We start from the raw sequence: 23,768 nt of genomic DNA on the forward strand, positions 1-23,768 counted from the left end.
GAAAGCGGCAGCAACACACCACAAAACAAAGCGAAGGTTTTTCTCTTCCCCTACCCCGAAAACAGCCCCCCCAAACCCCCCCGTACCCCCCCCCCGGGGGGGGGGCCCGCCCCACGGGACGGCTTCACTTCGAGGTACAGGAGTTGCCGGCGGCCGGGTTCAGCAGCCCGATGATGTCGATGCTGTCGCCGCACAGGTTCAGGCCGAGGTCGACCGGGACCTGGACGACGTTGCCCGACACGACGCCCGGGCTGTCGGTGGCGACGCCGACCGGGGTCGGGTCGGCCGCGTGGGCGGCCGTCGTGCCCGCGAGGGCGAGGGCACCCGCCAGGACTCCCGTGGTAACAAAGCTGCGCATACGCATGAGTTGCCTCACTGGTAGACGTAGGGACCCTTCCATCACACCGGCGAGGCGCGTCGGCCGCCCGTCCTGGTACGCCGTCCGGGACTCCTCCGATCAGGTGGTCGCGGGGAACCGTTCCCAGACCCGGTGCGAGCCCAGCAGCTGGGCGAGCTGCTGCAGCACGGTGGTTGCCCCGTCGCCGGCGACCACACCGGGGGCGTCGAGCGGGATCCCGGCCGCCTCCAGTGCGACCTCGCCGCCCTTGGCCGCCCCGATGGCCTTGCCGTGCCGGTACGCCTCCGCCAGCAGCAGTCCCACCCGGGGGTCGGGGGTGCCCTGTCGGGTCGCGGGCCGTCCCGCCTTGGCGTCACGGGCGCCGTAGGCGTCGGTGCCGACCCCGGGCGTCCCGGCCACCAGCAGGGCGTCGAACTCCACCGAGCGTGCGGTGGCGTAGGTCCGCTGGACGGCGAGGGCCTCCGTGCCGTCGCCGAGGGTGCCGCCGGCCGGTGCGACGACGAGCGGGACCATACCGCTGTCCAGCACCTCCTGGCGCACGGCGCGTACGCCGTCGAGGTCTCCGTCGGGGCCGGTGACGATGCCGACGATCCGGCCGTAGGTGGGCCAGGAGTGGCCGACCTGGGAGAGGGCGGGGCTCGGCTCGACGTCGGCGAGGGGCACGGTCGGCTCGGGCGCGGGCAGTCCGAGTCCGGCGGCGACGCCCGCGCACAGCTCCGGGTCGATGTTGGCGAGGACCTGCAACGCCCGCTCGCGGATGGCCTGTTCGTAGCACTTGGCGAGTTCGAAGGAGTAGGCGCCGATGATGTGCTCGCGCTCCACGGGGCTCATGCTCAGCCAGAACCGGCGGGGCTGGCTGAAGTGGTCGTCGAACGTCTCGGGTGCCTCCCGGACCTTGCTCGCCTCCGGCACCCGCACGGGCGTCTCGACGTAGGCGCCCGGGTCGGCGCCCGCGGTGAACGGGCAGCCGCCGTCGAGGGAGTTGGGCCGGTAGGGAGCCACGCCGCGGTGCACGGCCGCCTGGTGGAAGCCGTCGCGCAGCATGTCGTTGACCGGCGCGTGCGGCCGGTTGATCGGGATCTGCGCGAAGTTGGGACCGGCCAGACGGGTGATCTGGGTGTCCAGATAGGAGAAGAGCCGCCCGGCGAGCAGCGGGTCGTCGGTGATGTCGATGCCGGGGACGAGGTGGCCGGGGTGGAAGGCGACCTGCTCGGTCTCGGCGAAGAAGTTGGAGGGGTTGCGGTTGAGGGTGAGCAGCCCGAGCGGCTGCACGGGCGCCAGTTCCTCGGGGACGATGTTCGTCGGGTCCAGCAGGTCGATGCCCTCGAAGGTCTGCTCGGGGGTGTCGGGGAAGGTCTGGATGCCGAACTCCCACTGCGGGTAGGCACCCGCCTCGATGGCGTCGGCGAGGTCCCGGCGGTGGAAGTCGGGGTCGACGCCGTTGACGATCTGGGCCTCTTCCCACACCAGGGAGTGCACGCCCAGCTTCGGCTTCCAGTGGAACTTCACCAGGGTCGTCTTTCCGGCGGCGTTGACCAGCCGGAAGGTGTGGACGCCGAAGCCCTCCATCGTCCGGAAGGAACGCGGGATGGCCCGGTCGGACATGTTCCACAGGGTGTGGTGGGTGGCCTCGGTGTGCAGGGTGACGAAGTCCCAGAAGGTGTCGTGGGCGCTCTGGGCCTGCGGGATCTCCCGGTCCGGGTGCGGCTTGCCGGCGTGGATGACGTCCGGGAACTTGATCGCGTCCTGGATGAAGAACACCGGGATGTTGTTGCCGACCAGGTCGAAGACGCCCTCGCTGGTGTAGAACTTCGTCGCGAAGCCCCGGGTGTCGCGGACCGTGTCCGAGGAGCCGCGGGAGCCGAGGACGGTGGAGAAGCGCACGAAGACCGGGGTCTCGACGTCCTCGGCGAGGAAGGCCGCCTTCGTCACGTTCGCCGCCGAGCCGTAGCTGCGGAAGACACCGTGCGCTCCGGCGCCGCGGGCGTGGACCACGCGCTCGGGGATGCGTTCGTGGTCGAAGTGCATCACCTTCTCCCGCAGATGGTGGTCCTGCAGGAGCACCGGGCCGCGGGGGCCTGCCTTCAGCGAGTGGTCGGTGTCGTACAGCCGGGTGCCCTGGGCGTTGGTCAGCCAGCTGCCGCTCTGTGCCATCCGCGCCTGGTCGGCGCCGGTGGGCCGGCCGGTCGGCGAGACGGTGTCCGGGCCGGTCTGGTCGGGCTTCGGAGGCAGCGGCTCGCGGGCCTCGGTCGGCTCCGCCACCGGCGGCGACTCGGGGCCCGGCTTCCCCGGGATGCCATCCTCCGGGCCCTTGCCCTCACCCTGCAGCGCGCTCGCCACTTTGTCCGCCGCTTGCTCGAGGGGGTTGGTCTCGCTCATCAGAAGCATTCCTTCGCTGGTCATGGGGGCGGGCCCGGAAGGGGCGAAGCAGGGTGTCCGGTACACGGAAACCGGCATACGCCACGATGCGCACATATCCTGCGAAAACATCAAACATGGCCCTCACACCGAGGTCCCCGGGCCGTGGCGTCCGAAACCGGGGATCCAAAGACAATTCCCGGTGGGTGAAGTCGGGCCGACGCACGGCTCCTTGGCGGTGCGACCGGCCCTTCGGACGTGATCATCCGGACCCGGGGACCAGCGGGCGGGGTCAACCGCCCCCTGCCGAGGGTGGGGTCGCAGGAGGGCCGGTTTCTTGACCCGGAAGCGGGCCGGCACCCGCGCCCGCACACGCCACCCTAGGCGCTGCGCCCGGACCGCGCAGTTCGGGTACCCCCGGTCAGCGGCGTGCCACGACCCCGACGGTTCCGATGCCTCACGGGGCAGGACGGCCTGTTCCAGCTCCAGCGCCCCGGGCCCCGGGAGGTGGACCGCGGACCGCCGTTCGACCGAGTCGGCGCTCTCCACCAGCGAGCGCAGGCAGCCAACGAGGACCTTCTCGGTCTCGTCGTCGTCCGGATGGGTGATGGAGGCGCTGATCCGGCAGGTGTCCGAGCCACCCACCCGGTGCCGCACCGACCGTGTTGCACTCGCCGTGCACGCCAAACGCACGGGGGGCCGGTGTCGGAGAGCCCGTTCGGTGGAACCCGGACCCGGCATGGGAGTCGCCCGCCGACCCGCAGGAGGCCGAGGTGTCCAGCCCGGAGATGCCGTACCGCCAGGTATGTGACGAGGTCGCCCACCGCGCCGACGCGCTGTGGGCCGTGGCCGCGGCCCTGCACACGGACCCGGGCACTTCGCCGGTCGTCCGACCCGCGCCGGGATCACCCTGACTCCGCCCGCTCCTCGCCGCGGCGGCGGCCTCCATCACGGCCGCCGGGTTCTGGAGGCCGTGGTGGAGGCACTGGCCTGCACGGCCGTCGACGTGCTGCGGGACGCGGGCCTGCGTGCCCGTGCCCGTGCCCGGGACCGGCACCGCGTCGGGGCCTGACCGCCCCGCGACCGCTCGTCGGCGGCCCGCGGGCGGTCGAGCCGTCCGTCCCCGGACGGGGTGCTCCGTCCCGGGCGGACGGGGACGGACGGGGCCACGGGAACGACGCCACCTTGGACGGGCTCGTACTGGTCCCCGAGGTCGGTGCACCGTGTCGTCGACGACATGCGCGTACTGGCCGTTTCCGCCGAGGGAGATCACCAGCAGGTCGTGCATCCTGATGCCCGGCCCGGTCGGCACCTGGAAGCCGTGGGCCTGCGCGATCGTCGGATCGGCCGTGCAGTTGCAGTAGCTGCCCAGGCCCCACGCCTCGTGCGCGGTGACCGAGTCGGCGACCTGGTGTCGCCGTCGACGGCCGGCGTGGCGGTGGTGCCGTAGTTCTCCTCGGACGACGCGGTGGCCGACTTCCCCTGGGACAGGGGCACTTCGGCTACGGCGGCCGGTGGGTGGGTGGTGGGCAGGGCGATCGGCGCGGCCGCGACGGCCGGCGCGACGCCGAGGGATCTCGGTCTCATGCGGCTCCCTGTGGCTGTGGGGTCGACCAACCGACCACTCGGCTCAGTTCACGTTTTGGCTTAAATGGTGAGCCAAACGTGCGGCAAGCCTTCGGAAGCCGAATCCCTGAAACTTTCAACCTGCCTGCGCGGACTGCCCCTTGACCATGTCCAGCAGGGCCGCGTGCGTGTCCGCGTCGGCGGCCACGACGAGTCCGCCCGCGCCGGTGTGCAGCGGACGGCCGTCGATACCGGTGACCGTGCAGCCGGCGGCCCGGCACAGGGCGATCCCGGCCGAGAAGTGCACGCTGTCGCGCAGGTCGCCGTCGGTGACGTAGGCGGCGCGGCGCCCGGCGGCCACCCAGGCGACCGCGAGGGTGCTGGAGACCACCCGGGGCCGGAACCGTCCTACGAAGCCCGGGTCGGCCAGGAGCCGGACCGCCCGGAAGCCGGGGGCGTTGGGGAACGGCGGATCGAGGTTGACGTCCACCAGCCGGGAGTCCGGCGAGGGCGCCAGCTCCTCGTCCCCGTCCTCGTGCCGGACCCTGGCCCGGTGCCCGTCCGTCCAGAACACCTCGCCGCCGAACGGGTCGGCCGTCGAGGCCGCCGTGATCTCCCCGTCCGCCCGCAGGGCCACGTTCACCCCCACCAGCATAGTGCGCACCGCGTAGTTGAGGGTGCCGCACAGCGGGTCGACCAGCCAGCGGCGGCGCGCCGCCTCGGCGCCGGTGCTGCCGCTCTCCTCCCCCGTGACGGCGTCCTCGGGGCGCGCCTCGCGCAGTACCTCGACGATGGCCTTCTCCGCGGCGAGGTCGGCCGCCGTCGCGAAGTCGCCGGCGGACTTCTCGAAGCGGGCGAGGGATCCCCCGTACATCGCGCGCACGACCCTCGCGCCCTCCTGTGCGGCCCGCAGGGCCAGTTGGCCGTCGGACTCCCCGTTGGTGATCGGCATGCGAGCAGCATAGGTTCCGGGCCCGCCGGGGGGCGGGCCCGGAGTCGGTCACCGCCCGTGGGCCTTTCCGGTCGGGGTGAGGGTCAGGGTCTGCTCGTCGGCGCTGCGGCCGCCGCCCACCGAACTTCCGCTGATGTCGGTCCAGTTGCGGGGCGCAGTGGTCTCGGCCTGCCGTCCGGAGACCCCGGAGAGGGCGAGGACGAGGCCGCTGTAGCGGTTGACGAGACGGTAGCCGCCGTCGCCGGAGGTGTTCCGGAGCAGGAACCACTGCCGGCCGACGGTGGGGCCGCCGGCCGGTGCCGTGCCGACGGTCGGCCTGGCGCCCCAGGCACGGCCCTTCACGGAACCGGAGTTGACGCCCAGCAGGCGGCCACTGGCGGCGTTGGTCACGGTGAAGGCGCCGTCGCCGGTCGGTGCGAAGGTCCACGACTGACGGGCGGAACCGGTGGGGGCCGCGAGGGAGGTCGTGGCGGTGCCGCCGGCGCTCTGGGTGAGGACCCGGCCCGTGGCGGCGGTGATGCGGTAGCGGCGGGCGGTGTCCACCGGAGGGGTGACGGGCCGGGCGGCGTCGATGGTGACGTCGACGTACTCGCCGGAGGAGTCGTGGGAGCAGCCGAAGGAGCAGTAGGAGCGGAAGGTCCGGCCGACGACGGCGGAGCCGGTCCGGCCGGCGCCGTCGAGGAACCAGCGGTACCAGGAGGCGTTCGTGTAGCCGCCGGTGTCGCCGATGAGCCGCCACTTCTGGGAGGCGAGATCGTCGGTGGCGTAGAAGTACTGCGGTGAGTCGCCGCTCTGGTCGACGGCCTGCGGTTCACCGATGTACAGGCCGAGGTGGGCGTCGTAGGCGATGTTCATGACGAACAGCGGCGAGGTCGGGGGCATCGTGCCGGCCGCGATCTGCTCGGCCGCGGTGCCGCTGTTCCTCGGGTCGTACTCGCCCGAGACGGGCGTGTAGCCGGTGGGGTGGCCGGCGTCGACGGGCACGATGTTGCTCTCCCGGCCGCCGGTGCCTGGCTGGGTCCAGGAGCCGTCGTACCACTTGCGCCAGGAACCCGGTGCCATCTTCGCGGAGATCGGGGCGCGGGCCACATGCTCGTAGAAGGCCTTCCAGCCGCCGTTCTTGTCCACGATCCGGGAGCCGTAGTAGACGTAGAAGTAGCCGGAGGCGGTGTCGACGAAAAGGCGCTGATCGCCGTCGCCGTAGTGGTACGTCTGGTTCGGGAAGGCCGTCGCGTCCGCGCGCGCGGTGCTGTACGGGGACGTGATGACGTGGTCCTTGATGGACCAGGTGCGGCCCTGGTCGGTGGAGACGGCGTAGTCGACGGCGTCGTAGTGCAGACCGTCGCCGAAGGGCCGCGGGGTGAACTCGTTGTGCACCAGGCCGTACCAGTCACCGGTGTCGGGGTCGACCCACACCCCCGACAGGTCGCAGTAGTTCTTCTGGGCGTAGCCCGAGCCGCTCGGTGCGTACGTCGCCTCGCGTCCGGTCGGGCTGTTGTTGCAGCGCCAGGTGGTGTCGTCGTTGCGGTCGGCCGGGTTGGCCGGGTTCACCGCCGTGCTGAGGGTCCTGTCGAAGGTGGCGGTGTCGAAGTCCCTGCCGGTGTAGAAGTCCCAGACCCGCGGGTCCCCGGCTCCGTAGAGGGCGGCGGACTGCTGGTAGTGGAAGGTGCCGTCCTTGTCGGTGTACGGGCTGGCGGGGGTGTCCGTGGGATGGGTGAACGGCACCGGTGTCCCGACGGTCACGCTGTAGGTCGAGTCGGCGGCCGGGGGCGCGGCGGCGGGGGCCGGTGAGCCGCCGCCCAGGGCCAGGGCGGCGGCCGCGGCCAGGGCGCCGCCTGCTCTGCTCAAGAGTCGCACGGGTGCTCCTTGTTGCCGAAGGGCCGGTTGCACCGGAACGATCCGGCCCGGCGGTTTGCCCCGGCAATGGACTCCCTTGCTCCGCCTCTTGCACTTTCGCGGCGGCGCCCCCGCTCAGCTCTCCGCGTCGGCGGCCGCGGGCAGGCGGATCTCCCAGGTCAGCTGCCCGGTCAGCGCGTCGTCCTCCTGCTGCCGGCCGGAGGGGGCGCGCGAAGAGGTGTGGGTGCCCCGGGAGATGCCGCCGCTGACGGTGATGTTGTGCTCGACGCGCGGGCGGCGGTGGTGCTCGTACAGGGCGAACGCGGCCTGTGGATCGGGGGTGTCGCGCAGCGCCTTGGCAAGGACGACGGCGTCCTCGAGGGCCATGGAGGCGCCTTGTCCGGTGGCTGGTGAGGCCGCGTGGGCCGCGTCACCGATGAGCAGGACGCGGCCTGCGTGCCAGGGGGTGCCCAGCGGCATCTCGGTGGCGTTGATGACCATGACCCGGTCGGAGCGGGCCGCGACGATGTCCGCGGCGGGGGTGGTGTCCTGGCGCAGCAGCGGGAGCAGCTCGGCGTGGGGGTCGGCGGCCGTGCCCCGCCCGGGCCGCCCGGCGGGCAGCTGGTCGCCGGCGACGCGGGCGAACCAGTACGTCCGGCCCGCCGGCGAGACCGCGTACCCGAACGCGGACGCGCTGCCGCGCACCATGGTGATGGTGCCGGTGTCCTCGGTGGCGGGAGCGTGGTCCGAGTGGCCGTAGAAGACGCGCTGGCCCGCGTAGAGAGGCTGTGCCGTGGGCGCGACGATGTGCCGGCGCACGGCCGAGTTCAGGCCGTCGGCGCCGATCAGCAGGTCGCCGGTGGCGGTGCCGCCGTCGGCGAAGTGTGCCGTGACGCCGCCCGGGCCCTCCGTCACGGACACCAGGTGGGCGCCGTGCCGCAGGGGGATCGCGCGGCGGACCGCTTCGGCCTGCAGGGCCGTGTTCAGCTCACCGCGCCGCAGACAGCGGTAGCGCAGGTCCGGGTCGTCCGCGGCACCGAGGGGTGCGTGCGCCACCTCGGTGCCCCGGCTGTCCAGCAGGCGCAGGGAAGTCAGCGGAAAACCGACGGCCGTGACGGCGTCCGTGGCGTCGAGCTGGGCCAGCGCGCGCATGCCGTTGCTCGCCAGGGTCAGGAAGGCGCCGATGTCCTCGGCGGTGTCGGGATGCGCCTCGAAGACGGCCACGTCGTGTCCGGCCTTGTGCAGGCCCAGCGCCACCGCCGTGCCCGCGATGCCGCCTCCGATCACCAGGATGCGTGCCATCGGTTCCACCCCACCGTCCCGTTCCGGTACTTCGGCCGGTGGCACAGGTACGCCATGGACGGCGGGGCGGGCAAGCCGGGGCACCACATTCGGTCGCGGCGACGGAGCACGTCCTGGCGTGCACGCCGGTCCCGGGCCCCGGACGCCGGGCTCAGCCGGCGAGCTGCGGGTACATGGACGCGAGGTCCTGCGAGAGCACCGACTTGACCCAGCGGGTGGTGTCGTCGCCGAGGACCTCGTGCGCCCCGGACTCGACGCCGTCGAGGGCGGCCACGGCGATGTCGTGCGCGTTCGCCTTCGGGGCGTCGATTCCGGACGTCATGTCGGTGTCGACGTAGGCCATGTGAAGACCCGTCACGTCGATGCCGCGGGGCCGCAGCTCCAGGCGCAGGCTGTTGGTCTGCGACCACAGGGCGGCCTTGGTGGAGCTGTAGCTGCTGCCGTCGGCGGCCCAGGACAGGGCGGAGTGGACGTTCAGGATGTGGCCGCCGCCGTTGCGCTCGATGACCGGGACGAAGGCGCGGGTCAGCAGCAGCGGGCCGTAGTAGTTGATCTCGAACTCGCGGCGGATGTCCTCCAGCGGCGAGCCGAGCACCCGGGCGCCGGTCGCGATGCCGGCGTTGTTGATCAGCACGGTCACGTCCTGCGCCTGCTCGGCGAGGGTCGCCACCGAGCCGGGGTCGGTGACCTCCAGGGGCAGCGCGACGACGTCGGGGTGGGTGATGGTCCGCGGGTCGCGCGCGGTGGCGTACACCTTCCGGGCCCCCCGCCGGTACACCTCCTCGACCAGGGCCTTTCCGATACCCCGGCTGCCTCCGGTGACGAGGACGACGGAGTTCTTCAGTGCGGTCATGGAAGCCTCCAGGCGAATGAAACCGACCGGTTTCCACCATCGTAAACCGATCGGTTTCCTCACTCAAGGCGAGGTCGGCTTGGAGAGATCACGACAATCGCGAGGCAGGCACCCGGCCCGGCGCGCGCGTCGTCCGGGATCCGGGCGGCGGAGGGCGGGGCATCCTGGGAGGCGTACGTCGAACCGGGAGGCGCGGGCATGCGAGGGTGGACCGGCGGATGGGTGGCCGCAGCGGTGGTCGCGCTGCTGGCGGGGTGCGGTGGGCCGGCGGGCGGGAGCGCGGGGCCGTCGGACAGCCGGGGTTCGGGTGCGGGACCGTCCGAGAGCGGGGGTGCGGGTGCGGAGCCGTCACAGCCCTCGTCCCGGTCGTCGCCGTCGACGCGCTCCCCCTCCCCGACGTCCGCCTCGCCCTCCGCGTCGTCGGGGAAGTGCACCGCCGGACGGGCGGAGGTCACCGTCTCCCCCGGCGGCCCGGTCGGTCACCGGCTGTGCGTACGGCCCGGGACCGTGGTGACCCTCCTGCTGCGCCCGCGCGTGGACGACAAGCGGTGGACGGGCGTGCGCAGTTCGGCCCCGGCCCTCGTCGTCCCGGCCGGCTGGCGCCTGGACACCGACGGCACCGCCCACGCCACCCTGCGCTGCGCGGGCACCCGGGGCGGTGCCGCCGAGGTCGCCGTCTCGGCCAAGGCACCGGACGTGGCGGGTGCGGCGCGCGCCGCCTTCACGCTGGACGTGGCCGTGGTGCCGTACGCGCGGGAGGGGTGACCCGGCGGGCCACCCCTCCCCCTGGTGCGAGGCCGCTCAGCCGAGTGTGCGCAGCTTGACGGCGTAGATGCCTCGGCCGTGGGTGGCCGCGTACAGGGTGCCGCCGTCGGGGCCCGTCTTGAGCTGGAGGACGGCGACGGCCGGGAGGCTGCCGACTCGCTGCCACGTCGTACGGCCGGGCGCGCGGTAGACGACGCCGAGGTCGGTGGCGACGGCGAGGCCGCCGTTCGCCGTCACCAGCGCGGAGTTCGTCGGCACGTCGGGAAGGTTGGCCGAGATGTCCTTCCAGGTGGTGCCGCCGTCCGTGGACTCGAAGACATGGCCGACGCCCGCGCCCGGACCCTCGGTCCAGTGCCGGGAGAAGCCGTTGACCGCGAGGAAGACGTGGTCGGCGTTCTTCGGGTCGACGGCGAAGCCACTGAGGTAGCGGTTCGGCACGGTCCCGTCGACCGGCAGGCTGATGTCGTGCCAGCCGGTGCCGTCCGCGTTGCCGACGGCGATGCCGCGGGCGAAGCCCTGGTTGTTGCAGGGCCCGCACCAGGCGGCGTAGATCTTGCCGCCGGAGGCCGCGACGGCGGTCGCGACACGCCCGGCGCCGAAGTCGTGCACGCTGGTCCACTCGGAGCCGCTGCGGATGGCGTAGCCATGGGTCTGCACCCAGATGTGGCGGCCGCCGGCGATCCAGGTGGCGGCGTCCGTCTGGTCGGCCGCGAGCGGGGCGATGAAACGGGCCTCGCCGGTGGCGTTGTCGGGCGGGGCGACACCGTAGGAGGTGGCCTTGCCCGGGTCGGTGGTCCAGCTGCCGTCGTTGACGGCGCAGTTCTGGGTGACCTGGACGGCGAGGTAGACGTACTCCTCGGCGATGTTGCAGCCGTTGGCGGGATCGGTGAGGGTGTCGCCGCCGTCACCGCCGAAGTTGGAGCCCATCACCTTGTCGTTGCTCCGCAGGACGGACTGCCCGTTGTCCTGCAGGCCGCCCGTGACGGACAGGCCGCCGTGGTCGAGGTCCTTGCCGATGCCGACGGAGTAGTACTGCAGGGTGTCGATGGTGCCGTCGTTGAGGGAGGTCCAGTCGGTGGCGTGGCCGGAGGCGTCCTGGGAGCCGTTCACCGGGCGCTTGTACATGCCGCCGTCGTTGCCGACGTAGACGAAGCTCCGGCCGCGGTAACGGCCGATCGCCACGCCGTGCTGGTCGGAGTGGGTGGTCTGGTTGCAGTCGCCGGACTGCTCGGCCGGGTCGATGCTCCAGCAGGAGAAGCCGAAGTTCCAGTACGGTCCGACGGTGGACCAGGTGCCGCCGCCGTCCTTGGTCTCGTAGACCTCCTCGAGACCGGCGTACACGTGCCGCGGGTCGCTCGGGTCGACGGTGAGGAACTGGTTGTACCAGGCCTGGACGCCCGGCATGTAACCGGGCGAGGTCAGCGCCGAGTTGTCGGCGGCCAGGCCCTTGTAGTCGGCGATCTTCGTCCAGGGTCCGGTCGGCGAGCCGGACCTGGAGACGAAGATGCCCTCCAGGCCGCTGTCCGGGTTGGTGTTGAGCTGCTCCGGGGACTGGTCGATGGCGTAGTAGCGGGAGCCGTCGGAAGAGCGGGCGAAGGTGACGTTGCCGACGCCGTCCGCGTCGGTCGGCAGGTCACCGAGACCGCTGGTGATCCGCGTCCAGGTGCCGCCCGTCCTGGTGTAGAAGCCGTTGTAGTCGTCGCCGCTGCGCCAGCCGACCGCGAGCACCACCTTGGAGGGGTCCTTGGGGTCGATGGCGATGTCGTTGGCGATGTTCTTGTACGGCGCTTCCGGGTCGTCGGCCCGCGAACCGCCGGGCAGGAAGTCGGGGTTGGGCGCGAACTCCAGCTTCCAGGGGCCGCTCGGCTTCTTCGTGGAGTGGCTCCACACGCCCTCGCTGGTGGCCGCCCACACCTTGCCGCCGCCGAAGCGCAGTTCGTGGATGGTGGTGCTGTCCAGCTCGTCGCCGCCGACCCGGCTGCGCACGGAGAAGGTGCCGTGGTGCGGGTGGGTGAGGACGTAGACGCCACTGCCGAGGTAGGCGTCCGCGTTGGTCGTGGCCTCGCCGGTGCCGAGCCACAGCCGGCCGGCTCCGTCGAGGGCGAGGGCGCCGGTGGACTGTGCGGGCAACCGGTCGCTGATGGGCTGCCAGTGGCCGCCGCCATGGTGCGAGCGCCAGACTCCGCCGCCGGCGCTGCCCGCGTAGACGTAACCGTCGTCGTCGGCCGCGACGGCGGCCATGCGACCGGTGACATTGCCCGATCCGCCGCTGGAGTTGGAGTCGATGTCGCGGTAGCGCGGGTCGTCGGAGTCGTACGGCAGGTCGGTGAGGTTGCGCCAACCGCCCTTGGTAGCCGGGAGCTTCTGCAGGCCGCGCCAGGCGGCGCCGTACGCGCCCGGTGCGACGACACCGGGTGAGGTGCGGGCCTCGGCGTACTGGTCGGCGCCCTCGGCGATCTCGTCCGCCTCGTTGCCGTCGTCGTCATCGGCCTGCAGATGCGGGGACGACGGGGAGACGGTGCCCACCGACTGCTGCCGTTCCTTGGCGAGTTGGCCGAGCGTACGGACCCCGAAGGGACCGACACCGCCGCGGCCGGAGGCAGCGGACGGGGGTATCGCGACGAGTGCGGCGGACGCGGTGAGCGCACAGACGGCGAACCACCGTCTTCTGCGGGTTGGCACGGACACCGGGGAACCTCCCAGAAGGTCATCGACACTGCCGACGCAGGAGACCCGACCACGCGGACGCAGAAACGTCCGCCGCTTGGCGAAGTTTTGACGAGAACCTGCCAGTAACCACCGGTCGGGACCCGCGATTTTCCGGCGGAACCCGGGAGGGGGGCGGCGGCCAGGACGGCGCGACGGCGAAGGCGCGGGGCACGGCGGGCCCGGTGCCCTGGAGGTGGCCGCCGTCACCTTCGCCAACGGCGGTGACGACCTCGGTCTCTACGTACCGGTGTTCGCCACCGCCGGGGTGGGCGCGACGAGCGGGTACGCCGTCGTGTTCCTGGCTCTGGTGGCGGTGTGGCGTGCCGTGGGCCGGTACCTCGCCCCCTGCCCGCTGGTCGCCGGGGCGCTCAGCCGCCGGGGGCACGTCCTGCCGCCCCTGGTGCTGATCGCCCTCGGCCTCCTCATTCTGATCGAGGGCGGTGTGTTCGGGCTGCAGCGGCGGCCGCCCGCCCCTGGGTGCGCAGATGGCCCACCGTCTTCAGCAGCCGGTCGGCGGGCTCGCGCAGCCGGGGATGGGCCAGGACCGTGTTCCGCAGGCCGCGCACCGGCCTGCGCCACAGCCGTTGCGCCGCGGCCACGGGGTGGGCCCGGGCGGCGAAACCCTCCCCCACCCGCAGTTCACGGGTCTTGAGCCAGTCCTTGTACTCCTTGTCGCCGCGCCCCAGGTCGACCAGGGTCACCCCGTGCCGGGCGGCCGCCTCGGCGGTCCTCAGGTGCATCATCAACCCGGGCGAGTAGTAGTGCAGTTCGGGGTCGTACGCGGTGAACCAGGCCGCCAGGACCGTACTGGAGCGGGGCCCGAAGTGGGCGGCGACCGGCCGGTCCCCGGCGTAGAGCACGGAGAGCACGCCGGTGAAGTGCTCCTCGCGGACATGGAAGAGGTGGTCCACGAGGTCCACGATCCAGGGCCGCGAGAACCGGTCCATCCGTCCCGTCCGGCGGTACTGGGCGGACTTCCACCCCATGAGCGTGCGCAGGACCCGCGGGTCCCGTTCGTCGAACTCGAACCGCAGCCCGCCGATGTCCCGCCCGAGCCGGCGTTCCTTCTTCAGCGTCGTCTTGGCCAGGCCCGGGTAGGTGCCGCGCAGCCACTCGGCGTAGGTGCCGTCGCCGGGCTTCACGTCGATCACCGGGGAGGCGAAGGTGCCGGTGACGTGTGGAGCGAACGGCCGCTGCTCCTGCACGAGATGGTCGAACTCGAAGATGCTGAGCCCGCAGGCGCGCAGCAGTTGCCCGGCGTCCCAGGTGACTCCGGGCCGGTGCACCAGGGCCTGGCAGTCGGACAGGCCGAGGCCGATGGCCCGGCCGGTGCCGAAGGGCCCCCGCTCGTACGGGAAGAATCCGACCGGTTCGCCGGCCTCCCGCAGGACCGCCACCCGCGCCCCCGCCCGATGGCGGCCGACCCCGATCGTGAACTCCGGTGCCAGGAACGGGTTCGCGTACTCGGGCGACTCGTCCATCGCCCGGTGCCAGGCCCCGCGCAGGGCGGAGGTCAGGTCACCGGGTCTGTGGATGGTGATCTCCACCTCAGTTCGACCGCCCCTCCGCCGGCGACACCCAGGACGTGCCGCGTGCGGCACAGGCCGGTGAGGCGTGTGGACCATGGCTCATGGATCGCATGGGCGACCGCTCCCCCCATGACGCGCCGGGCGCGTCCTGCCATCTCTGCTGACTTCGGATCCTCGCCGTGCGCGCCGATGCTCAAACGTCGCGAATCAGTACGCACACTGTCAAGGGTGCCTCAGGCGACGGATGGTCCGCCATGGGTCTGCGGACATCGGTGACGAGTCAGGACGCACGGCGTGAACCGCACGCCCCCCGGCCCTCAGCCCGGCCGGTGCTCCGAGCGGTCCGCGCCCGGTGTCAGGTCCTGCGTGCCGATCACCGACAGCAGCTCCAGCTGGGCGGCGCCCTCGGTGCCGGGCGGGGCACTGAACCACAGCAGGCGCTGGCGGCCGTCCTCGCTGAACAGGTTGTGGCAGTCCAGCTCGATGACGCCGAGCGCGGGATGGACGATCCGCTTGTGGTCGGTGCGGCGCAGGGCCACGTCCCGCTGCTCCCAGAGACCGGCGAACTCCTCGCTGCGGCGGCGCAGCGCGGCGACCATCCGGGTGACCTCGGCGTCCTTGGCGCGCCGGGCGGCGACCGCCTGCAGGTCGGCGACGAAGACCCGGGAGTGGTGCGGGTGGTCCTCGGCGGGGTAGAGGGCACGGGCGCCGGGGTCGGTGAACCAGCGGTAGACGAAGCTCGCCTCGGGTGCCCGGGTGGGTGGGGGCGGGCCGAGCAGCGCCGCGGCGAGGGGGTTCTGCGCGAGGGTCTCGTGCAGGTCGTTGATGATCTGGGCCGGGGTGGTGGTGAGCCGGTCCAGCAGGCCGAGCAGGGCGGGCTGGGCATGTGCGGCGGTGCTGTGGGCGGTGGGCACGGGACGGTCGGCCAGGTGGAAGAGGTGGTCGCGTTCGTCGCCGTTCAGCCGGAGCGCACGGGCGAGGGCGGCCAGGACCTGCGCGGAGGGCTGGGCGCCGCGCCCGCGTTCCAGCTCGGTGTAGTAGTCCGCGGAGAGCCCGGCCAGCTGGGCGACCTCCTCGCGCCGCAGGCCCGGCACCCGGCGGCGGGGACCTGCGGGCAGGCCTGCGTCGGCCGGGCGGACCCGGTCGCGGCGGGACTTCAGGAATGCGGCGAGTTCCGAGTGGTTCACGCCCCCATGGTCACTCCTGTGAGGGCACGGAGCCAGGGGTTGCCGACCCCAGGGTGAGCCGAGCCGTGGCTGGCGTCCGGACGGCGGCCCAGGCTGGGAACGCAAGCAGGAGTCAACCCCCTCCAGCATCCGGGAGTCCCCATGTCCACGCAGGAAAGCGCAGCTCCCCGCGTCGCCGTCGTCACCGGTGGCTCGCGCGGCATCGGCCGGGAGACGGTGAACCGGCTCGCCGCCGACGGATACGCCGTGGTGGTCGGGTACGCGGGCAGCCGCGACCTCGCCGCGGCCGCCGTCAAGGACGTCGTCGCGGCCGGCGGCCGCGCCGTCGCCGTCCGGGCCGACGTCGCCGACGAGGCGCAGGTCGCCGAGTTGTTCGAGACCGCCGCCGCCGAGTTCGGCGGAGTCGACGTAGTGGTCCACGCGGCCGGCCGGATGTACCTCGCGCCGATCGCCGAGCTGGACCTGGCGGAGCTGGACGCCATGCACAGCACCAACATCCGCGGCACGTTCGTCGTCGCCCGGCAGGCGGCCCGGACCCTGCGTCGGGGCGGGGCGTTCGTCGGCTTCTCCACCTCCGTGGTGGGCCTGTCCTTCCCCACGTACGGCGCCTACAGCGCGAGCAAGGGCGCGGTGGAGGCGCTGACCATGGTGCTGGCCCGCGAGCTGCGCGGCCGGGACGTCACCGTGAACGCCGTCGCTCCCGGACCGACGGCCACCGGTCTGTTCCTGGACGGCAAGGACGAGGAGACCGTCGCCAAGCTGGCCGCCCAGCCCCCGCTGGAGCGGCTCGGCACGCCCGCCGACATCGCCGAGGTGGTGGCCTTCCTGGCGTCCCCGGCCGGCCACTGGGTCAACGGCCAGGTCGTGCGCGCCAACGGCGGCATCGTCTGACCATCCGTCACCCCCTTCACCCTCCTCACCTTCTTCACCCCTCCCTCTCCCTGCGAGGAACCATGCCTACCGACACTCCCCGGACCGTCCTGGTCACCGGCGCCTCCAGCGGATTCGGCGCGCTGACCGTGCGCGCGCTCGCCGATGCCGGCCACACCGTCTACGCGGGCATCCGGCACACGGCCACCCGCAACGCGGCGGCCGTGGCGGACCTCGACCGGTACGCGGCCGAGCACGACGTCGCCCTGCACGCGGTCGAACTCGACGTCACCTCCCAGGACTCCGCCGACGCGGCCGTCGTCGAGGTGCTGGCCGCCGAGGGTCGCCTGGACGTACTGGTGCACAACGCGGGCCACATGGTCACCGGGCCCGCCGAGGCCTTCACCCCGGAGCAGCTGGCGGAGCTGTACGACGTCAACGTGCTCGGCACCCAGCGCGTCAACCGGGCCGCGCTGCCCCGTCTGCGGGAGCGGGGCGAGGGCCTGCTGGTGTGGATCGGCAGCTCCAGCACCCGGGGCGGCTGCCCGCCCTTCCTCGCGCCGTACTTCGCCGCGAAGGCCGCGATGGACGCGCTGGCGGTCAGTTACGCCGCCGAGCTGGTCCGGTTCGGCGTCGACACCGCCATCGTCGTTCCCGGCGCGTTCACCTCGGGCACCAACCACTTCGCGCACGCGGGCACGCCCGCCGACAGCGACCGTGCCGCCGCCTACGACGAGCGCTACGGCACCCTCCTCGCCGGTCTCGACAAGCGGCTCGCGGCACTGGTCCCGCCGGACGCGGACGTGGCCGAGGTCGCCGAGGCGGTCGTACGCCTCGTGGACCTGCCCGCCGGACGCCGGCCGCTGCGCACCCACGTCGACCCCAGCCGTGACGGAAGCGAGGTCGTCTCCGCGGTCGCCGACCGCATCCGCGTCGACTTCTTCCGCCGGGCCGGACTCGAGGACCTGCTCACCGCGAACAGCTCCCTCTGACACCCCCTCACCTCAGGAGAACCATCATGCCGTTCGCGAATTTCAAGGTCCCCGCGGGAAGCCTGGACGAGAAGCGGAAGGAACTGATCGTCACCCGCACCACCGAGCTGTACGCCGAGATCTACGGCGAGCGCGCCCGCGCCACCACCCTGGTCCTGGTCGAGGAGGTCGCCGACGGCGGCTGGGGCATCGGGGGCGGCGTGCTGACCCTCGCCATGATCGAGGAGTCGTCCGAGGACTGACTGGCGCGACCCGCGCGGTGGCACCACAGTGGATCACCGTCCGCACCACGGCACCCACGAAAGGCGGTACGCCATGTCCCTGTCCGAACCGGTCGTCCCGAAGCCCGCCGACCTGCTGGCCACGATGCCGTTCGCGGCCGGGCTGGGCATCGAGTTGCACGAGGCCACGGCCGAGCGGACCGTCGGCAGCCTGGGCTGGTCACCGGACGTCTGCACGGCGGGCGGCGCCCTGCACGGCGGAGCGCTGATGGCGCTGGCGGACAGTGTCGGCGCCGTGTGCGCCTACCTCAACCTGCCCGAGGGAGCCTCCGGCACCTCCACGGTGGAGTCCAAGACCAACTTCCTGCGGGCGGTCACCACCGGGCGGGTCCGTGCGACGGCCCGGCCGCTGCACCTGGGCGGCACCCTCCTCGTCGTGCAGACCGACCTGCGTGACGACCGGGACCGGCTGGTCGGGCAGACGACGCAGACGCAGATCGTGCTCAGGAAGAACGCCGACTGAGCATCACCGAGCCGAAGACCGGCCCCGTCCCGAGGGGGCCGGCCTTCGTCGTGCCCGGGCCGTGATCCGCACCGCGGTATTGACATGAACCTGCACCGGCCTCGAGTCTTCATGCGTGAAGTTGCTCGATTGAAGCTTGTTTCGAGCGCTTCCGAGCACAAGCGCAAGAACAGTCAGTCCGCGATGGTGCGATGGGAGCTGTTTGGCCGTGCGAAGACTCCGACACCGTGTGCCGTGGCCGGCCTGGGTTCCGCTGGGGCTGGCGACCGCCCTGGCCGGGACCGTGCTGGCGGCCCCCGGGCCCGCCGAGGCCGCCCCCACGGCGGCCGACGCCGTTCTCGACTCCGCGCACAGCAGCGTGAGTTGGCAGAGCCCGGTGTACGCCAAGGGCACCGGCGGCGGCACCGAGAGCTGCCCCGCCGCCTCCGACGACCCGGACGACAAGGTCTGCGACCGCTTCGACCTGACCGTCTCGGTGCCGGACGGCTACTGGGACGACAACCCCGAGGGCGGTGTCCCGCTGTCGGTCAAGTGGGAGAAGCCGTCCGACGACTTCGACCTCTACGTCTACGACGACCACGGCAAGCAGGTGGCCTCCAGCGCCGGCACCGCCGACCCCGAGGCCACGGTGATCCCGCGGGCGTCGGGGACGTACCACGTGGTGGTCGTGCCCTACGACGTGCACGACAACTCCTTCACGGGCACCGCGTACCTGCCCGCGACCACCGACGCCGGCGACCTCACCTCCTTCTCGGGCGGTCACGGCAGCTACACGATCGAGGCGGGCCGGCTGAAGGCCCGGGCCGACTTCCTGACCGGCGGCCGGCTGCGGCTCCAGGCCGACCCGTCGGGTGCGCTGAGCGACCCCGCGGGCACGGCCATCGTGCGCCGGGAGCCCGCGCGCCGGCGGCACACCTCGTCCTTCGACGCGGGCGACTACTACGGCGTCCGCTCCCCCGAGGCGGTCCTGCGCGTGTACAAGAAGCCGCTGCGGTTCGGGCTGTACCGGCCCGACAACCGCACCCGGATCTGGCAGGAGGACAAGCCGCTGCGCTGGTCCACCGGCGGGATGCGGCAGAGCCTCGCGCGCGGAGCGGACGAGCAGTTCTTCGGCGGCGGCGAGCAGAACGGCGGCTTCTCGCACCGCGGGCGGACGATGTACGTGGCCAACAGCTTCGACTGGAACGAGGGCGGCTACAACAACTCCCAGCCGTTCTACCTCTCCAGCGCGGGCTACGGCGTCTTCCGCAACACCTTCGCGCCGGGCGTGTACACCTTCGGCTCACCGGTCACCACCGGACAGCAGGAACGCCGCCTGGACGCCTACTACTTCCTCGGCGACGCCAAGCAGGTCATCGGCGAGTACACCGGCTTGGTGGGCAGACCCTTCATGCCGCCGGTCTACGGCCTCGAACCCGGCGACTCGGACTGCTATCTGCACAACGCCAACCGGGGCGAGCGGCACACCCTGGACGCCCTGAAGGTCGCCGACGGATACACCGACAACCAGATGCCGCTCGGCTGGATGCTGGTCAACGACGGCTACGGCTGCGGGTACGAGAACCTCGAGCAGACCGCCAAGGGCCTGCAGGGCCATCACGCACAGCTCGGCCTGTGGACCCAGGACGGCATCGACAAGCTCGCCGACCAGGTCAAGGCGGGTCAGCGGGTGGCCAAGCTGGACGTGGCCTGGGTCGGCAACGGCTACAAGTTCGCGCTGGACGCCTGCGACGCGGCGAAGAAGGGGATCGAGGACAACAGCGACGCCCGGGGCTTCGTGTGGCTGCCGGTGTCCTGGGCGGGCGCCCAGCGGTGCGGGGTGCTGTGGTCCGGCGACCAGAAGCTGTCCTGGGACTACATCCGCTGGCAGATCCCGACCTACGCCGGCGCGACCCTGTCCGGCATCGCCTACAACACCGGTGACGTGGGCAGCATCTACCGCCACGACGCCAAGATGTACGCCCGCGACCTGCAGTGGAAGGCGTTCCTGCCGGCCATCATGACCATGGACGGCTGGGCGAGTGACATCACCACGGGCAAGCCCGCCGATCAGCAGCCCTGGCTGGACGGGGAGCCGTACACATCGATCAACCGCAAGTACCTGCAGCTGAAGGAGCGGCTGCTGCCGTACATGTACACCCTGTCAGCCCAGGCGGCGAAGACCGGTGTGGGTGCGGTGCGTCCGCTGTGGCTGGAGTACCCGGAGGATGCCAACACCCTGGGCGAGCAGGCCAAGTACGAGTTCCTGTCGGGCCCCGACTTCCTCGTCGCCCCGGTCTACCAGGACTCCGACACCCGCGACGGCATCTACCTGCCGAAGGGCACCTGGACCGACTACTGGACCGGCCGCACGTATCACGGTCCCACCACCCTGAACGGCTACCACGCCCCGCTGGACACGCTCCCGCTGTTCGTGCGCGAGGGTGCGATCGTCCCCATGTGGCCCCAGGGCACGACGAGTTGGCAGACCCGTGACCGGCACGAGCTGGACTGGGACCTGTACCCGGCCGCCCGCGGCACGAGCCACTACACGCTGTACGAGGACGACGGCGTGACCCGCGACTTCGCAAAGGGTGCCGCCGCCACCCAGCTGGTGTCGGTGCGCGCCGACGCCGAGGGGACGGCCGTGACGGTCGGCGCGAGCAGGGGCGACTACGCGGGGAAGGCGGACGCGCGGACGTACCGGTTCACGGTGCACGGCGACTCCGCACCGGCCCAGGTGCTCCTGAACGGACGTCAACTCCCCCGAGCCGCCTGGTCGTACGACACCGGAGCGCATGTCACGACCGTCACGACGCCGAGCCGGTCACTGGACCGGGGATTCACCGTGCGACTGGTCGACGGGAGGTAAAGAGATCGTATGGTCTAGTCCAAAGAGCAAGTTGGTCTAGTCCAACTCATTGACGTGACCGCAACACCTCCCAGGGGGTGGGGCTCCCCGCTCCGGGGCCCTTCCCCCACCCCACCCTCTGGAGGCACGCAGTGAGACGTCTTCGGGCATGTCTGGGCGCGGCGGCGGCCGTCACGCTCGCCGCCGCGGGCACGACCGCACTGGTCGCGAGCAACGCCTCGGGCGCCACCAGCGCGCTCAGCAACCGCTGGTACGCCGCCGCTCCCTACCTGATGCCGCTGGACAACGACCCGCCGGACCCGGCCGCCATCATGGACGCCACCGGCCTGAAGGCCTTCCAGCTGGCCTTCGTCCTCGCCCCCAACGGCGGCGGCTGCTCCCCCACATGGGGCGGTACTGCGCCCGTCTCCTCGGACACCGCCGTCCAGTCGGTGATCGACACCATCCGCGCCAAGGGCGGTGACGTCTCGATCTCCATCGGCGGATACGGCGGCACCAAGCTCGGCCAGACCTGCTCCGACGCGGCCTCCACCGCGGCGGCGTACCAGCAGGTCATCACCAAGTACGGGCTGCACGCCATCGACTTCGACCTGGAGGAGCCGGAGTACGAGAACACCGCGGCGATCAAGAACGAGATCGGCGCGGCGAAGATCCTCCAGCAGAACAACCCGGGCCTCTACGTGTCCGTGACCACGGCCGGCACGGCGGACGGCACCGGATGGTTCGGCAAGCAGATGCTGCTGGAGGCCAAGTCGCAGGGGTTCACCCCGAACAACTTCTCCATCATGCCGTTCGACGGCGGCTTCAACGGCGCGGCGAGCCAGACCGGCGCGCTGACCAACTTCAACTCGATCCTGCAGTCCACGTTCGGCTGGGACCAGGCGACCGCCTACGCCCACGAGGGCTTCTCCGGCATGAACGGCCGCAGCGACACCGGCGAGTACTTCACGCAGGCCGACTTCCAGACCGTCCTGGACTACGCCACGAGCCACAACATGGACCGGTTCACGTTCTGGTCCCTGAACCGCGACCGTCAGTGCACGCCGGCCGACAACGGCGGCCGCACGTCGGGCACCTGCTCCAGCGTGGCCCAGAACTCCTGGGACTTCGCCAAGTACTCGGTGAAGTTCGCCGGGGTCACACCGCCGACCACCACGCCCACCCCGACCCCGACCCCGACGCCCACCTCCTGCAAGACCGCCTGGAGTTCGACCGCGGTGTACACGGCGGGGAACGAGGTGTCGTACAACAAGCACAACTGGAAGGCCAAGTGGTGGACCCAGAACGAGGCGCCCGGCGCCTCGGAGTGGGGGCCCTGGCAGGACGAGGGAGCCTGCTGAACCTCTTGACGTGTCTGGTTCAGACCTTTAGCTTCACGGGTCACCGAACGACCAAGGATGCGTTCAGCGTTCATCATGCTGAACGCATCCCGGTCCGATGAAGGGCCCCCCACATGAACCGGCATCAGCTCCTCGCGGCGACGACCGCCGCGGGCCTCGCCCTCGCGCTCACCGCCCTCGGCGGCGGCAGCGCCGACGCGGCCGACCCGCATGTCGCGCCGGGCGGCAACTTCGACCTGTCCGTATGGCAGCTCCAGGAGCCCGTGGGCTCCCCCGGCTCGCCGACCACCATCCCCTCGTCCCGGCTGCAGGGCGCGAACGGCTACCAGGACGCGTACTTCTACACCGACACCCGCGACGGCGCGATGACCTTCTGGGCACCCGAGAAGGGCGTCACCACGCCGAACTCGAACTACGCCCGTTCCGAACTGCGGGAGATGAACCGCAACGGCAGCGCCGCCGACTGGGCGCTCGGCGGTTCCCACCGGATGAGCGCGACCCTGCGGGTCGTGTCGGTGACCAAGAACGTGTGCGTGGGGCAGATCCACCTCGGCTCCGGCGGCTCCTCCACCAAGCCGCTGCTTGAGCTGTATTACCGCGCGAACGGCGACATCGTGCTCGGCACCGAGAACTCGCCGTCAGGCGGCCAGACCCCGCACTCCGTGGGCCATGTGGCGGTCGGCAGGACCTGGAGCTACACCATCGCCGTGTCCGGCGGCAACACCATCGAACTGACCGTCGACGGCTCCACCACCCGCTACGCCATCCCGTCCTCCTTCAAGCCCTACAAGCAGTACTTCAAGGCCGGCTCCTACAACCAGTCCTCCTCGGACAGCACCACCAAGGGGGCCCGGGTCGCGTTCTACGGGCTGACCGTCTCGCACGGCTGACACGCCGCGCGACCTGCGCGATTGGTGCATTTCGGCGGACGGTCGTAGCGTCGATGTGCGGTCCGACACAGCACAACGGCGGGAGCGGCCATGCGCGGATCAGTGGTGGGAACAGCGGTCACCCTTGCGGCGGGAGCCCTGCTCACAGCGGCCATGTCGACGGCCTCGGCCAGTCCGCCGCCCGCCTCGGCCACGCGGGCCGAGCCCACACAGCCCGTGCTGGTCGACTGCCTGTGGAACCGCGACATCCGCCCGACGGACTTCATTCTGGCCTGCGGAGACGCCAACAGCCGCCTCGCCGGGCTGCACTGGACGCAGTGGGGCCCGGACAAGGCGAAGGCCGTGGGCGTGAACCTGGTCAACGACTGCAAGCCGTACTGCGCGGCGGGCCGCTTCCACTCGTACCGGGTGAGCGTGCGGCTGGACCGCCCGCAGCCGTGGAAGAAGCACCCGGACGTGCAGCACTTCACCCGGATCACCCTCACCTACGACAGCGCCCGCCCAGAGGGCTTCCACCAGGTCATGACCTACCCGCTCTGGGACTGAGCGCCCACGACACCGCGCCGGGCGCGAACCACCACCCCGGCGGGTCGTGGGTGGGTTCCTTTTTTTGGGTGCGCTGGGGGAACCCTCCCCCCTCTTCCCCCCACCAAGGGTTGGGGGACC

20 protein-coding genes and 2 pseudogenes are annotated in these 23,768 nt (G+C 71.8%); 11 read left to right on the plus strand and 11 right to left on the minus strand.

Annotated features, from left to right (window positions below; all coding sequences use genetic code 11):
• Positions 1-124 precede the first annotated feature (124 nt).
• Both AC07CM_RS19675 and AC07CM_RS19680 read right to left on the minus strand, forming a co-directional pair.
• Positions 125-364 (minus strand): chaplin, encoded by a 240-nt coding sequence (locus AC07CM_RS19675; RefSeq protein ID WP_478877670.1) that lies wholly within the window; start codon positions 362-364, stop codon positions 125-127.
• A gap of 93 nt (positions 365-457) precedes the next feature.
• Positions 458-2,737: a catalase gene (locus AC07CM_RS19680; protein WP_478877671.1), complete on the minus strand. Its 2,280-nt coding sequence runs from the start codon at positions 2,735-2,737 to the stop codon at positions 458-460.
• Between the two features lie 752 nt (positions 2,738-3,489).
• On the opposite strand from AC07CM_RS19680, the gene AC07CM_RS19685 reads away from it, so the two are divergent.
• Entirely contained in the window at positions 3,490-3,630 is a 141-nt protein-coding gene (locus tag AC07CM_RS19685) for a hypothetical protein (protein WP_478877672.1), read from the plus strand.
• Between the two features lie 255 nt (positions 3,631-3,885).
• Here AC07CM_RS19685 and AC07CM_RS19690 read toward each other — a convergent pair.
• From AC07CM_RS19690 to AC07CM_RS19715, 6 genes and pseudogenes are all read right to left on the minus strand, one after another.
• A pseudogene (locus AC07CM_RS19690) lies at positions 3,886-4,130 on the minus strand (coagulation factor 5/8 type domain-containing protein); the annotation flags it as partial.
• Positions 4,131-4,418: 288 nt separating this feature from the next.
• Positions 4,419-5,234: an inositol monophosphatase family protein gene (locus AC07CM_RS19695; protein ID WP_478877673.1), complete on the minus strand. Its 816-nt coding sequence runs from the start codon at positions 5,232-5,234 to the stop codon at positions 4,419-4,421.
• A 48-nt stretch (positions 5,235-5,282) separates the two neighbouring features.
• Positions 5,283-7,091, minus strand: coding sequence for an RICIN domain-containing protein (locus AC07CM_RS19700; RefSeq protein WP_478877674.1), 1,809 nt, complete (start codon positions 7,089-7,091; stop codon positions 5,283-5,285).
• Positions 7,092-7,205: 114 nt separating this feature from the next.
• On the minus strand, positions 7,206-8,372 hold the full coding sequence (locus AC07CM_RS19705) for an FAD-dependent oxidoreductase (RefSeq protein WP_478877675.1): 1,167 nt from the start codon (positions 8,370-8,372) through the stop codon (positions 7,206-7,208).
• 151 nt (positions 8,373-8,523) lie between these two features.
• Positions 8,524-9,225, minus strand: a complete 702-nt coding sequence (locus tag AC07CM_RS19710; protein ID WP_478877676.1) for an SDR family oxidoreductase — start codon at positions 9,223-9,225, stop codon at positions 8,524-8,526.
• 59 nt (positions 9,226-9,284) lie between these two features.
• Positions 9,285-9,680 carry a hypothetical protein gene (locus AC07CM_RS19715; protein ID WP_478877677.1) on the minus strand — a complete coding sequence of 132 codons (396 nt, stop codon included), beginning with the start codon at positions 9,678-9,680 and terminating at the stop codon, positions 9,285-9,287.
• Between the two features lie 52 nt (positions 9,681-9,732).
• Here AC07CM_RS19715 and AC07CM_RS19720 point away from each other — a divergent pair, with 52 nt between their 5' ends.
• Positions 9,733-9,990 (plus strand): acetyl-CoA synthetase, encoded by a 258-nt coding sequence (locus AC07CM_RS19720; protein ID WP_478877678.1) that lies wholly within the window; start codon positions 9,733-9,735, stop codon positions 9,988-9,990.
• 36 nt (positions 9,991-10,026) lie between these two features.
• Here the strand turns inward: AC07CM_RS19720 and AC07CM_RS19725 are convergent, their stop codons facing one another.
• Positions 10,027-12,678: a WD40/YVTN/BNR-like repeat-containing protein gene (locus AC07CM_RS19725; RefSeq protein ID WP_478877679.1), complete on the minus strand. Its 2,652-nt coding sequence runs from the start codon at positions 12,676-12,678 to the stop codon at positions 10,027-10,029.
• Positions 12,679-12,946: 268 nt separating this feature from the next.
• Between AC07CM_RS19725 and AC07CM_RS19730 the strand changes: the two are divergent.
• Positions 12,947-13,087: pseudogene (locus AC07CM_RS19730) on the plus strand (cadmium resistance transporter); the annotation flags it as partial.
• Positions 13,088-13,121: 34 nt separating this feature from the next.
• Here AC07CM_RS19730 and AC07CM_RS19735 read toward each other — a convergent pair.
• Entirely contained in the window at positions 13,122-14,246 is a 1,125-nt protein-coding gene (locus tag AC07CM_RS19735) for a GNAT family N-acetyltransferase (RefSeq protein ID WP_478877680.1), read from the minus strand.
• A 299-nt stretch (positions 14,247-14,545) separates the two neighbouring features.
• A complete protein-coding gene (locus tag AC07CM_RS19740; protein ID WP_478877681.1) occupies positions 14,546-15,415 on the minus strand; it encodes an MmyB family transcriptional regulator in 870 nt (289 codons plus the stop codon).
• 141 nt (positions 15,416-15,556) lie between these two features.
• On the opposite strand from AC07CM_RS19740, the gene AC07CM_RS19745 reads away from it, so the two are divergent.
• From AC07CM_RS19745 to AC07CM_RS19780, 8 genes are all read left to right on the plus strand, one after another.
• Entirely contained in the window at positions 15,557-16,306 is a 750-nt protein-coding gene (locus AC07CM_RS19745) for an SDR family oxidoreductase (protein ID WP_478877682.1), read from the plus strand.
• 62 nt (positions 16,307-16,368) lie between these two features.
• A complete protein-coding gene (locus tag AC07CM_RS19750; RefSeq protein ID WP_478877683.1) occupies positions 16,369-17,277 on the plus strand; it encodes an SDR family oxidoreductase in 909 nt (302 codons plus the stop codon).
• Between the two features lie 26 nt (positions 17,278-17,303).
• On the plus strand, positions 17,304-17,519 hold the full coding sequence (locus tag AC07CM_RS19755) for a tautomerase family protein (RefSeq protein ID WP_478877684.1): 216 nt from the start codon (positions 17,304-17,306) through the stop codon (positions 17,517-17,519).
• A 73-nt stretch (positions 17,520-17,592) separates the two neighbouring features.
• The gene (locus AC07CM_RS19760) at positions 17,593-18,021 is read left to right on the plus strand and encodes a PaaI family thioesterase (protein WP_478877685.1); all 429 of its coding nucleotides are present in this window, start codon (positions 17,593-17,595) and stop codon (positions 18,019-18,021) included.
• 208 nt (positions 18,022-18,229) lie between these two features.
• Entirely contained in the window at positions 18,230-20,872 is a 2,643-nt protein-coding gene (locus AC07CM_RS19765) for a glycoside hydrolase family 31 protein (protein ID WP_478877686.1), read from the plus strand.
• Positions 20,873-21,003: 131 nt separating this feature from the next.
• Positions 21,004-22,212, plus strand: coding sequence for a chitinase (locus AC07CM_RS19770; RefSeq protein ID WP_478877687.1), 1,209 nt, complete (start codon positions 21,004-21,006; stop codon positions 22,210-22,212).
• Positions 22,213-22,325: 113 nt separating this feature from the next.
• Complete coding sequence (locus tag AC07CM_RS19775) at positions 22,326-23,102, plus strand: polysaccharide lyase family 7 protein (protein WP_478877688.1); 777 nt, start codon at positions 22,326-22,328, stop codon at positions 23,100-23,102.
• A 90-nt stretch (positions 23,103-23,192) separates the two neighbouring features.
• A complete protein-coding gene (locus tag AC07CM_RS19780) occupies positions 23,193-23,648 on the plus strand; it encodes a hypothetical protein (protein ID WP_478877689.1) in 456 nt (151 codons plus the stop codon).
• Positions 23,649-23,768 lie beyond the last annotated feature (120 nt).

It is taken from the genome of Streptomyces sp. NPDC044061, from assembly GCF_056434305.1.